The organism is Dyella sp. (assembly GCF_051962475.1).
Classification (GTDB): domain Bacteria; phylum Pseudomonadota; class Gammaproteobacteria; order Xanthomonadales; family Rhodanobacteraceae; genus Dyella_A.
In genome coordinates, this window is record NZ_JBQCCF010000055.1 from 49,690 (window position 1) to 62,137 (window position 12,448).

The 12,448-nt window shown below is 68.3% G+C and carries 6 protein-coding genes; 1 reads left to right on the top strand and 5 read right to left on the bottom strand.

Features of this window, described 5'->3' with window-relative positions; translation table 11 throughout:
• Window positions 1–201: 201 nt before the first annotated feature.
• The 5 genes from ACTHJF_RS12440 to ACTHJF_RS12460 form a co-directional block, all read right to left on the bottom strand.
• Entirely contained in the window at window positions 202–2,313 is a 2,112-nt protein-coding gene (locus ACTHJF_RS12440; RefSeq protein WP_440267388.1) for a M13 family metallopeptidase, read from the bottom strand.
• Window positions 2,314–2,445: 132 nt separating this feature from the next.
• The gene (locus tag ACTHJF_RS12445; RefSeq protein ID WP_440267389.1) at window positions 2,446–6,240 is read right to left on the bottom strand and encodes a translocation/assembly module TamB domain-containing protein; all 3,795 of its coding nucleotides are present in this window, start codon (window positions 6,238–6,240) and stop codon (window positions 2,446–2,448) included.
• Between the two features lie 10 nt (window positions 6,241–6,250).
• Complete coding sequence (locus ACTHJF_RS12450) at window positions 6,251–8,017, bottom strand: autotransporter assembly complex protein TamA (RefSeq protein ID WP_440267390.1); 1,767 nt, start codon at window positions 8,015–8,017, stop codon at window positions 6,251–6,253.
• 115 nt (window positions 8,018–8,132) lie between these two features.
• Window positions 8,133–10,751, bottom strand: a complete 2,619-nt coding sequence (locus ACTHJF_RS12455; protein ID WP_440267391.1) for a glycosyltransferase — start codon at window positions 10,749–10,751, stop codon at window positions 8,133–8,135.
• Window positions 10,752–10,971: 220 nt separating this feature from the next.
• Window positions 10,972–11,439 carry a Dps family protein gene (locus ACTHJF_RS12460; RefSeq protein WP_431635989.1) on the bottom strand — a complete coding sequence of 156 codons (468 nt, stop codon included), beginning with the start codon at window positions 11,437–11,439 and terminating at the stop codon, window positions 10,972–10,974.
• A 117-nt stretch (window positions 11,440–11,556) separates the two neighbouring features.
• Here ACTHJF_RS12460 and ACTHJF_RS12465 point away from each other — a divergent pair.
• On the top strand, window positions 11,557–12,448 hold an 892-nt coding region (locus tag ACTHJF_RS12465; RefSeq protein ID WP_440267392.1), incomplete at its 3' end, for a DEAD/DEAH box helicase.

A 12,448-nucleotide genomic window follows, 5' to 3' on the forward strand; every position in this document is an offset into this window, starting at 1 on the left:
TCGATTGCGCATCTACCCCGATTCCGCCCTCTCTGTCCGGCACGACGATGCCTGTCTGTGCCCCGGCCGCGCAATAGTGCCGGCGGCGGACGTATGGCGCCACGGGCGTCGTCGCTTGTGGTCCGCGGGTGTCCGGCAAGCTGCAAAAACAAAAGGCCGCGCCTTGGCGCGGCCCTTCGTCGAGGCAGACGTGTCTCCGCCTTACCAGATCTTCACGCGCTGGGCCGGGTCGAGGTACATCGTCTGGCCCGGCTTCACGTCGAACGCCTGGTACCAGTCGTCCAGGTTGCGTGCGGTCTCGGCACGGAACTGCGCCGGCGCGTGCACATCGGTGGCAGCGCGCACGCGTGCAGCGGCATCGCGGATCTTCGAGCGCCAGTTCTGCCCGAACGCGATGAAGAAGCGTTGGTCACCGGTGAGGCCGTCGATCACCGGCGCCGGCTTGCCACCCAGTGACGCGTGATAGGCGGCCAGCGAGGCGGTCAGGCCGGAGACGTCGGCAATGTTCTCGCCCAGCGTCTGCTGCCCGTTGACGTGCAGGCCCGGCAGGATTTCGTAGGCGTCGTACTGCTTGACCAGCTTCTGGCCCGCGTCCTCGAAGTGCTTGAGGTCGTCCGGCGTCCACCAGTTCGACAGCTTGCCCTGTGCGTCGAAGTCGGCGCCGGTGTTGTCGAAGCTGTGGCTGATCTCGTGGCCGATCACCGCGCCTATCGCGCCGTAGTTGGCGGCCGGATCGGCCTTCGGGTCGAAGAACGGTGCCTCGAGGATCGCCGCCGGGAAGTTCAGCGCATTCTGCAGCGGGAGGTTGACCGCGTTCACCGTCTGCGGGGTCATCCACCACTCGCCGCGGTCCACCGGCTGGCCGATCTTGGCCTTCTGGTGAGCGTATTCGGCCGCCTCGGCCCGCATGTGGTTGCCCAGCGCGTCATCCGGCTTGATCTCCAGCGAGCCGTAATCACGCCAGGTGTCCGGATAACCCACGCCCACGCGCAGCGTCTTGATCTTCTCCTTGGCCTTGGCCTTGGTTGCCGGAGTCATCCAGGCCAGCGTGTCGATGCGCTGGTCGAAGGCGCCGATGATGTTCTTCACCATCTGCTCGACCTCGGCCCTAGACGAGGCCGGGAAGTAGTTCTTCACGTAGATCTGGCCGACCGCATCGCCGAGGTCGTTACCGGTGGCGTCGATCGCATCCTTGGTGCGCGCGCGCTGCTTCGGCACGCCCTGCAGGTCGTGGCCGTAGAAACCGAACTGGAGATCGGCGTAGGCCTTGGGTAGCAGGCCCGCGTAATGGTTGATGGTGTGGAAGCGCAGCAGCGTCTTCCATGCCGACAGTGGCTCGCTGCCGACCAGTTTAGCCAGGCCGGTGACGGCATCCGGCTGCCACACGTCGATGTTCTTGGTGCCGTCGAGGCCGGCGGCCTTGAAATAGGTCGACCAGTCCAGCCCCGGCGCCTTCTTCGTGAAGTCGGCCATCGACCAGAGGTTGTTCGCCTTGTGCACGTCCTGGCTGTCGATCAGGCTGGTCTGCGCCCTGGCGATCTTGGTTTCCAGCGCAAGGACGGTGTCGGCCTCGGCATCGGCGTTCTTGTCGCCGGCCTGCTTGAGCAGCGACACCACGTAGGCGCGGTACTTGTCGCGGATGGCCTTGGTGTCGGCATCGTCGGACACGTAGTAGTCGCGGCTCGGCAGGGCCAGGCCGCCCTGCAGCAGGTAGGCAAGGTTCTGCGAGGTGTCTTCCAGGCCCTGCGTGACGAACAGGCCGAACAGGTGATCGGTGTGGAAGTTGGTGGCATTGATCGGGTCGACGTCGGCGCGCAGGCGGCTGCCGAGCACCTTGGCCAGGTCGGTGCGCGAGGTGACGCCTTCGATGGCGGAGAGCTCTGGCTGCAGAGGCGTGAGGCCGGCCTTCTCGATCGCGTCGGTGTTCATGTATGCCGCGTAGTAGTCAGCGATCTTGCGCTCGTTCGAGCCGGCCGCCGGATTGCCTTCGCCGGCCTTCTGAATCAGCTCCGCCGTACGTTGTTGCGCCTTCTCGTAAAGCTTGAGGAAGGAACCGGTGCTGGAGCGGTCGTCGGGAATCGGGGTGTTCTTCAGCCAGGTGCCGTTGGTGTACTGGAAGAAGCCGTCACCGGCGGGCTTGGAGGTGTCCATGCCGGCCTTGTCCACGCCCGATGGCATAGCGGCCGCGGTCGCGTTCGGGGCAGCAGCCGTGCTGGCGGGCGCCGGGGTCTTGTCGGCAGGAGCTTGCGAATGGCCGCAGGCGGCGAGGGCGGTGCACACGGCGGCGGCGAGAATCCAGCGGGCTGAGGTCATGGGTGGCTCCGGGACGGGAAAGTTCCCCACGATACGCCGCGGCCCGCACGGCCGCAGCATGACGAATGGCCCGCGCACCGGGTGGGGAAGAGTCGCTCAGTGCGCCCTCGGCGGCACCGTGGGTGGGCTTGCCTATTTTTCCAGCCGGTAGTTGAAGCTGGCGCGGCTGAAGTCGGTGGCGTTCTGCGCCTCGAAGTTCCAGCGCTTGCTGAGCCGATAGCGCAGGGTGATCACCTGGCCGGGTTCGAACAGGCCGACGCCGTAGCTCAGGTACAGCCGTGGGCTGAGGTATTTGCCCACGGTGAACGCGGACGTGCCGCCCAGCGCTTCGTTGCTGGACACGCCGATATCGTCCACGCCCAGCTGCGAGCCGATGCGCTTGGCCAGCAGGTCGCCACCGGCCGAGCCCAGCGCCTGCGCGGCGGAGTTCACCATCGAGCCCTCGCCACCCTTCACTTCCGACAGCGGCTTGCCGGTGATCAGGTAGGACAGCGCGTCGGATTGCTCCATCACCGGCTGCGAGAACACCGTGAGCACCGGCCGCTGGGCGGTGCCGGCGACGTACAGCCCGACCTTCTGGCCTTCGTCGACAGTGGCGTTGGGGTTGAGCTTGCGCACCGCGCGGATGTTCAGGCGCGGGTTGTCGATCGGCGTGCTGGCGAACAGCAACTGGCCCTGCTCGATGGTGAGGTTCTGGCCGTAGGCGCGATAGGTGCCGGCCACGTCCACCTGGCCCTGGCCGGTGGTGGCGCGGCCGGGGCGCTCGCGCACCACCAACTGGCCGCGCAGGTTGCCGTTCAGGCCCATGCCGACCACGTGCGTGCGCGGCCCCAGATCGACCGCCACTGTGGCGCTGATCGGCAAGGCCTGCGCCTTCGCCTGCTGCGCTTGTTCATCCACCACCACCACGTCGGGCGAGGCCTTGGTGGCGCCGGCGCCGGGCAGCCGGGCGAGGTCGACGTCGGCGCTGTCCATCGCCACGCGGCCGGTGATGTCCACTCCTTGCGCTGCGCGCGTGACCACCAGATTGGGCGACACCACCACTTTCGCCGCCGGGATGTCCGCGGCCGTGAAGCGGCTGCCCTTGAGCGTGAGCTCGGCGGTGGCGTTCTCGCCGAGGCCGGCGTGGCCCTGAAGGGCCAGCGTGCCTTCGCCGGAGCGCACCTGGCCGTCGAGCTGCAGCGTGCGGGCGTCGGCGGTGCTCAAGGTGACCTGTCCGTCGCGAAGTTTGAGGCCGGCCGAAGGCACTTCCGCGGCGAAGCCGTCGACGCGGGCGTTGCCGGTGAGGGCGGGCTGGGCGAGGGTGCCGCCGATATCGATGTGACCGGTCAGCGCTCCCTTGACGTTGGCCAGTTCGCTGGTGAAAAGCTCCACCGGGGCCAGCCGGTTCAGGTGCAGATCCAGCGCGCCGTCCAGCGCTTGCGCCGCGCCACGCAGATGCAGCTGGCCGTCCAGCCGGCCGTCCTCATCGAGCTCGGCGTGTACCGTGGCGCGCTGGTCGCCAGGTGCCAGTTGCGCCTGCAGGGCGAGGTGGCGGTAGGCCAGCAGTGGCCGGTCGGCGCGGTCGGTGTAGGTGATGGTGCCGGTGTCGGAGCGGATCGCGGCATGGCCGCTGAGCGCGCCGTTTGCGCTGCGATGCAGCTGGCCGTCGCCCTCGATACTGCCGTCGGCGCGCAGCGGCAGATCGGCCATGCCGGCGGCGTTGAGGATCAGCGCCAGCGGCAGGGCGCGCAGCCGATAGTTCGCGTCGAGGTTGCCGGCCTTGTCCTGTCGGGCGGAGGCGCATAGCAGCGGGTCGCCGGCGGTGAGGCACAGCTCGCCGACGCTCGCCGCGCCGTCGCGGTAGCTCAGGGCTACCGGCAGCTGCAGGCGCCAGCGTGGCAGGCCCTGCGGGGCGAGGTCGAGCCGTCCCAGCGTGCCGCTCCACGCGCCGTTCTTCAGCGAACCATCGAGGGCGAGATCGGCCGACAGCTGGCGCCCGTCGGCCTGCAGGGTGAGTCGATGGGTGGCCTGGCTGCCTTCGGCGAGCAGGTGCAGGCGGTCGAAGGCGAGGCCGTCGGAGGCCAACAGGCCGCGGGCGTCCAGGTCGAGCTTGCCGCTGGGTGCGCTGATGTCGGGGATGCCGACGATCAACTGCAGCGTGTCGAGCTTCTGCTGCTGCCAGGCCAGGCGCTGGCCGTGCACGACACCATTGACGCTGAGCCTGGGGGCCTTGCCGCGGATCGCCAGATGGCCGTCCAGACGTCCACCCGCGTCGGGTAGCCAGTCGGCCAGCGAGGCGATCGCCAGGGTGAGCTCGGCGTCATTGCTAGCGCCCGGCCTTGCCGTAAGGTGCACAGTGCTGCCGCCGGAGGCGAGGTCGAGGGTGCCGTCGAGCACCTGGGCCGGCGACAGATGCAGCCGGCCACGCCCACGCACTGGGCGGTGCCGCAACCTGCCATCGAGACGGCGCAGGTCCAGCGTCGCATCCAGGCCCTGCTTCTGCTGTGCGCCGCTGCTGGTGAGCTCGGCATCGAGGGCGCCGTCCCAGCCCGCGAACAGCTGGCCCGGGTCGAACTGCCGGGCCGTCGCCTGCGCCTGCCAGGCCAGCGCCGGTTGCAGGGTGAGCGTGCCGGTGGCGTCGAGCTGGCCCTTAGGTTGCACCAGGCGCAAGGTGTGCAGGGCGATCTGTTGCGGCGTGCCGTCCAGCGCCAGGGCGAGCTGCGCCAGCTGACCGGGTGGCCCCAGCGTCAGCTCGCCGGCGGCGTGGAACTGCGCGGTGTTGCCCCTGACACTGAGCTGGCCATGGCTGGCGAGCGGCTGGCCGACCAGGTCCGCCGGCAGCGCCACGTTGCTCCAGTGCAACTCCAGGGCCGCGCTGAGCGGCGAGGCGGACAGCTGCACCTGGCCAGTGGCGTCGAGCTGACCGGGTACCTGCGGCGAGGTCAGGCTGAGTTGTTGCAGCTGCAGGTTGTCCAGGCTGTCGGCGAGGCGCGCCCGCAGCGGCTTGAGCTGCACGGTGTAGCCGTTGATGTCCACGCGCCCCTCGACGTTGCCGCTGCGCCGATCACCGCTGGCCTGCAGCGCGGCGGCCAGCGCGGTGATCGTCGAGCCCGGCCCGAGCAGCGGCGCGGGGTCGAAGCGCGGCGTGTCGAGCGTGGCCGTCCACGGATAGCTGCCGCGCGGGGTCAGCGACAGCTTCAGCGTGGCCGCGGCCGGCTTGGTCAGCGTCAGCGCGAGGCGCGCCTGCTGGCCATCGCTGCTGGCCTGCAGCGCGCCGACGTAGGTCACGCCATCGGCGGTCCAGCTGAAGCGGCCGTCGCCGTTCCCGCGGTAGCCGTTGCCCAGCGCCAGCTCTCCGGCCAGTTGCACGCGGCCGTCGGGGCTGCGCAGGTCGAGCTGGTGCAGGCGCAATCCTGCGTGGGTCCAGGCCCCGGCCAGGTCGAGCCCGTCGGCGACGAACACGGGCTGCTCGCTCCCGGGCTGGGTGATGCGCACGCGGCCCACGCGGGCGCGATCGATCACGATGTCTAGCGGCGGCTGCAGGCTGAGCGGGTTGTCGCTGGCGGTCGCCGGGGACGGTGGTGCCAGCATCACGCTGATGCCGTCGATCTGCAGGTCGAGCACGTGCAACTGCCGGCGCAGCAGCGGCCACACCGCCAGGTCGAGCCGCGCCTGCGCCACGCGCACATCGAGGCCGCTGCCGTCGCGGTAGCGCACATCGCGCAGCGTCAGCGGGCCGACCAGGCGCCCGTCCGCCTGTGCCACCTGCAGCGCGCCGCCGGTAGCACTCGCCGCGCGTGCCAGCGCGAAGCGCAGCCCCGCGCTCGTGCCCAGCAGCCAGAACGCGGCGATGCCAAGCAAGGCCACCAGCGTGAGCACGCCGAGCGCGAGCACGCGCGGCCAGCGGCGGCGGGCGCGGATGGGTGGGGTGGCGGCGTCGGTCATGCGCGCTTCCTCACAGGTCCGGCCCGATCACGATGTGCAGTTCGATGCCGTGCCGATCCGGGTTGTGCACCGGCTTGCCCAGATCGACGCGGATCATCCCCACCGGCGACAACCAGCGCACGCCCAGGCCCGCACCGATCTTGGGCCGGTAGTCGGTGCCGCTGAACGCGTTGCCGGCGTCGACGAACGCGGCCATGCCCCAGTTCTTCGTGAAGTAGTGCTCCACCTCGGTGCTGGCCACCAGCAGGTTGCGCCCGCCGATCACGCGGCCGTAGCTGTTCTTCGGTCCGATCGACTGGAAGCCGTAGCCGCGCACCGAGCGGTCGCCGCCGGCGAAGAAGCGCAGCTGCGGCGGCAGCGCGCTGAAATCACCCGTGGAGGTGATGCCGGCGCTGCCGCGCAGGATCAGCCGGTTGCGGCCCTTGAACGCGCGAATCCATTTGGCGTCGGCGGTGAACTGGGTGAAGCGGGTGTCCGACAGCAGCGTGCCGGCGGTGCTGCGCGCGGCGAAGCTCACCGACCAGCCCTTGCGCACGAAGGTGGGGTTGTCGCCCTTCTTGCGCGCCAGCGAGGCCTCGGCGAACACCAGCTTGCTGCGCCCGTGCTCAATGCCCGGCGCGTTGTCCGGCTCATTGCCGCGCTTGCCCACGGTGAACGTGCCGATCAGCGCGTGCGCGCCGAGCGTGCGCGTCCAGCCGTGCCACAGACGCGCCTCGTTGCCCACCAGCTCCAGCGTGCGCGACTGCGAGGTGTCGGTGTTGGCGTCGCGGTAGTTGGCGCCGAAGTTGAGGCTGCGCTGGTGGCGGCCGGGCAGGGGAATCGAATACAGCGTGGACAGCGTCTTGAGCCGCTGCGCCACCACCAGCTCGTTCTTCCAGGTATGGCCGCGGTCGTTGACCCAGCGCCGGGTGACGCCGCCGCGCAGGCCGAAGCCGGTGTCGGTGCCGATGAACGGACCGCCGGTGTAGACGGTGCGCTTGGCCGGCACCAGTTCCACCTTGACGGTGACCGTGCCGTCCTTGGCGTCGTCCACGTCGGGCAGCACGTTGACCACCGAGAAGTAGTCCGCGCCGTTGAGCGCCTGCTGCAGGTCGAGCAGCTGGTCCTGCGAGAAGTAGTCGCCCGGCTTGAACGGCACGTAGCGATCCAGGAAACCCTCGCGGAACTGCGAACCCTCGAACTGCACCTGGCCGAAGCGGTAGCGCGGGCCGGTCTCCCAGGCCAGACGAACCACGGCGCTATGGCTGGCGCGGGTCACCTCTACCCGATGCGTGACCAGCTTCGCGCCGAGAAAGCCGTGGGCGGTGAGCTGGCCGCTCAGGGCGTCCCGGGCAGCGTCATAGACCCCGTGGTTGAGCGTCTGCCCCTTGAGCCGCTCGATCGCCCGCTGAGCGCGGCGGATCGGGCCGATCCCCGCGGCGGTGTCGCCAAGGCTCACATGCACCTCGGTGATCTTCACCGGTTCGCCCGGCTTCACGTGCAGGGTGACGCGCCAGTCCTTGCCGACCGGCTGCAGGTCGCCATCCACCGAGGCTTCGTAATAGCCGTAGGGCCGCAGCGCCGCGCGCACCTGGTCGGGAGCGCGGGCGTACAGGCGGCGCACCTGCGCGTCGCTCACCTCACGCGTGGCGTACTGCGACAGCTCCACGGCGGAAGTCACCGCGCCCTTGAGGTCGTCGTTTACGCCGTCGACCACCAGCGTCACGCCCGCCTGCGCCGCTGCCGGAAGCAGGGCGAGCAGGGCTAGCAGGCTCAGGCGTCGGAACAGGCGGCGCATGTCGTGCAGCTACGTCCTTGTCGAATGACTGGATGCGGCGTGGCAGCTTAACGGAGCAAGGGTGCGCATCCGATGAACGCGACGGCCGCCACCGCATTCTTCCCGCCTCGGGCTCTCAGCCCGCCTTGTCGCCTGCCTTGTGCGCGATCCATGCGCCGATCACCGCCGAGAAATACGGGATCGACTGCGCGCCGAGGATGAACATCCACAGCGTGCCCTCGACGTAGCGCGTGCCGTAGGACAGCGCCATGCCGACGATGCAGCACACCAGCGCGAACGCCATCAGCAGCTCCTCGCGTACCGGCGCGAAGGCGGCAAAGCCGGACTCGCCCAGCCGGCGGCTCTTGGCGGTCACCACGAACGAGGTTTTTTCGCGGGTGAGCCCGTGCAGGATGCCGCGGGCAATCGCGTGGCTGAGGCTCATGCTGGCCAGCGAGGCCATCAGCGTGTCGTACCAGCTGCACGGCACGCGAGCGCGGTAGAGCACGATGCCGAAGATCGCCTTGGCGAAGAAGAAGCCGATCACCGGGATCAGGAACAGCTGCATCGGCAGGGCGAAGTACTGCGGGAACGCCACCATGCCGGCGGTCCAGAACAGCGCCATCAGGGTAAAGATCAGGTGCAGCGCGTCGGCGAACCAGCTGAACCAGCCGGTGAGGAAGTGGAAGCGCTGGCCGGCCGACAGCGGGCCCTTCTTCACCATCCAGTTCCAGCGGCCCTTGAGGATCTGCATCGCGCCGAACGCCCAGCGGTAGCGCTGGCTCTTGTACGCCTTGAAGTCGGCGGGGGTGAGGCCTTTGCCCATCAGCTCGTCGACGTAGACCAGCTCGTAGCCGGCGTGCATCAGGCGCAGTCCGAGCTCGGCGTCTTCGCAGATGGTCCACTCCGACCAGCCGCCGGTGCCTTCGAGCGCGCTGCGCCGGACCATGGTCATGGTGCCGTGCTGGATGATCGCGTTGCGCTCGTTGCGGTGGTGCATGCCGATGCGGAAGAAGCCGTCGAACTCCCACGCGGTCATGCGGCGGAAGCGGTTGTGCTCGAAGTCGCGGTGCGCCTGCGGGCACTGCACCACGGCTACCTTCGGGTCGTGGAAGTAGCCGGTGAGGCTGGACAGCCAGTCGTGGCGCACCTCGTAGTCGGCGTCGATCACCGCCACCACGTCGGCGCGCGGGTCGGTCTCCTTCAGGCCGAAATTCAGCGCGCCGGCCTTGAAGCCGGGCCACGGCTCGAGGTGGAAGAAGCGGAAGCGGGGCCCCAGCTTTTCGCAGTACGCCTGCACCGGCTTCCACACGTCCGGGTTCTTGGTGTTGTTGTCGATCACCAGCACTTCGAAGTTGTCGTAGTCGAGTGCGGCGAGCGAATCGAGCGTGACCTGCACCATCTCCGGCGGCTCGTTGTAGCAAGCCAGGTGGATCGACACGAATGGCTGCTTCTCCGGCGGATCGGGCCGCAGCATGCCGGCGTGGCGCACCCACTTTTCCTGCCACAGCACCTCGGTGAACTCGAAGCCGTTGATCAGGAGGATGGCGAGAATCGCGATCTGCGCCGGGAACAGCAGCACCAGCATCGTCCAGTCCACCCAACTCAGGTAGAAATTGAACGGCAGCGTGGCCGACCACACGATCAGGCCGCAGGCGAGCTGGATCAGCGCGGCGAAGAAGAACCGGCCCATCAGCTTGAAGCGGCTGAAGCGGCGGCCGAACCACAGCATCGGGATCAGTGCCAGCAGGCTGGCGGCCAGCGCCTTGGACGGCCAGGCGGTGTCTTCGGTGACCGGGCCGGTGAACGGGAACTTCATCTGCCGGTCGGCGTTGAACATGCCCCAGTAGGCGCCGGTGCGACCCTCGCCCAGGTTCTCCTTCCACGGCTGGTCGAACGCTTCGAGCAGGTAGTAGTCGATATTGCGCACCTTGGCCGCGTTGAGCCAATGGCGGATGAAGATCGCCTCGTTGGACACCGACGGGCGCGCGTACTTCTGGCGGTCGCCGTTGGACGGCCAACCGATCTCGCCAACCACGATGTGCTTGGTCGGGTACATGCGCTGGATGTTGTCGTAGGCGCCGAGCGCTGCGTTCAGCGCATCGTCGCGGTCGGGGTCCACGTTGGTGCCGATGCCGTTCCAGAACGGAAACAAGTGAATGGTGATGAAGTCCACGTGCTCGGCCAGCTCCGGATACTTGATCCAGATGTAGTCCGGCTCGGCGATCGACACCGGCTGGCGCACGTGGGCGCGTACGCGGTCGAGGTAGCGGATCATCTGCTCCAGCGGCAGGTCGCCGCGAAACAGCACCTCGTTGCCCACGATCACCCGCTCGATGGTGTCCGGGTAACGGTTGGCCAGCGCGATCAGCTGGTCGATCTCGCGCTCGTTGTTGCGCAGGCGGGTGTCGATGTTGGCGCCGGCCATCACCTTCAGCCCGTCCTGCCGCGCGAGGCGGTAGATCTGCGGGTTCTCCTGGGTGGAGTAGGTGCGGATGCGGCCGGTGTACTTGCGCAGCAGCTTCAGGTCGCTGTCGATCTGCGCGTCGGAGGGGAAATCCTTCTTGAGCGGGTTCTGGTAGCGCTGGAACACCGACACCGAGAAGCCGTTGATTGGCCCGTGCCAAGGGTCCGGGCCGTGCGGCTGGTTGCCCCACCACCACAGGCCGATGTTCATCGCGGCCACGATCAGGGCAAGCAGGAGGGCAACCAGCAGGGGATGGCGAGAATCGTTCGTTGCTGGCGTGGCGCTCAAAGAGAATCCCCGAAAGCCTCCACAATGAGGCCGGAAAGCCTGCGGAGCTTACCGAAACCGCGTCGCAGGGCCAATAAACGCCACATTACCGACGGCTTGCCGGTGCGGTTGACGAGTTGTCTGTCCGATGGCGGCGTGCGCCGGTGATGCCGTGCTGGGCACGACCGGGACATGAAAAAGCGCAGCCGGAGCTGCGCTTCGTTTCGGGCGTTGCGGGCGCTTACTTGAGCAACGAGCGCAGCATCCAGGCGGTCTTCTCGTGCTCCTTCAGGCGGCCGGTGACCATGTCGGCGGTGCCCTCGTCGCCGGCCTTGTCGGCCGCCTTGATAGTCTCGCGGGCGGTGTGCGCCACGATCTCGTGGCCTTCCACCAGCTGACTCACCATGTCTTTCCAGTCCGGTACGCCGGCCTCTTCCTTGACCGTGCTGAGCTTGCCGAACTGGCTGTAGGAGCCGGGCGCGAACACGTCCAGCGTACGGATGCGCTCGGCGATCTCGTCGGCGGCCAGCCACAGCTCGTTGTACTGGGTCTCGAACATCGCGTGCAGCGAGTTGAACTGCGGGCCGGTGACGTTCCAGTGGAAGCTGTGGGTCTTCAGGTACAGCGAGTAGGTGTCGGCCAGCAGCTTGGACAGTTGCTTGGCGACCGCTTCACGATCCTTCTTGGCAATACCGATGTTCATGGCCATTGGGTGCTCCTTGTGATCGAACGGGTGCGAGGGAAATCGTCAGGAAGATCAGCATAGTCGCGCCGCATGACACGGGGAAATGAATCCTGCCGATGCCGGCCATAGCCAGCCGCTATCATGTGCGGTCCCATGAACGATCCCGCCGCCCACGCCTCCTCCTCGCCCGATGCCCGCCTGCGCGACCTGCGCAGCGCCCTCGATGGCGTATCCAGTCGCGACTTCGGCCGCCTGCTGGGACGTTGGCGCGGGCTGTCGCGCCAGCCGGATGCAGCCAAGCTCGATGCGCTGGCCGCGGCGATCGAGGCTTCCGCTGCCAAGCGGCAGGCGCGCGTCGCCGCCAAGCCGGCGGTGACGCTCGACGAATCGCTGCCGATCACCGGGCGCGCCGACGAGATCGTCGAACTGATCCGCAAGCACCAGGTGGTGGTGATCGCCGGCGAGACCGGCTCGGGCAAGACCACCCAGTTGCCCAAGCTGTGCCTGGCCGCCGGTCGCGGCGAAGCCGGCATGATCGGCTGCACCCAGCCGCGCCGCCTGGCGGCGCGCTCGGTCGCCAACCGCGTGGCCGAGGAGCTGGGCACCAGCATCGGCGACCAGGTCGGCTTCCAGGTGCGCTTCACCGACAAGGTCTCCGACCGCACGCTGGTGAAGTTCATGACCGACGGCATCCTGCTGGCCGAGACGCAGGGCGATCCGTGGCTGTCGAACTACGACACGCTGATCATCGACGAAGCGCACGAGCGCAGCCTCAACATCGATTTCCTGCTCGGCTACCTCAAGCGGCTGGCGATCAAGCGGCCGGAGCTGAAGATCATCGTCACCTCGGCGACGATCGACACGGCCCGCTTCGCCGAGCATTTCGACGACGCGCCAGTGGTGTCGGTGGAAGGGCGCGCGTATCCAGTGGAGGTGCGCTGGCGCCCGGTCGATCCCGTAGGAGCGCACCCCATGCGCGACGCATCATCTGCCCTGCCGCCAGGCGGTCTCCCACCCTGTGCGCACCAACCCG

Bases quoted from the DNA above. Each gene is read 5' to 3' on its own strand.
- ACTHJF_RS12450 (WP_440267390.1), bottom strand. From the start codon at position 8,017: ATGCGCCGCCTGTTCCGACGCCTGAGCCTGCTAGCCCTGCTCGCCCTG.
- ACTHJF_RS12460 (WP_431635989.1), bottom strand. From the start codon at position 11,439: ATGGCCATGAACATCGGTATTGCCAAGAAGGATCGTGAAGCGGTCGCC.
- ACTHJF_RS12445 (WP_440267389.1), bottom strand. From the start codon at position 6,240: ATGACCGACGCCGCCACCCCACCCATCCGCGCCCGCCGCCGCTGGCCG.
- ACTHJF_RS12440 (WP_440267388.1), bottom strand. From the start codon at position 2,313: ATGACCTCAGCCCGCTGGATTCTCGCCGCCGCCGTGTGCACCGCCCTC.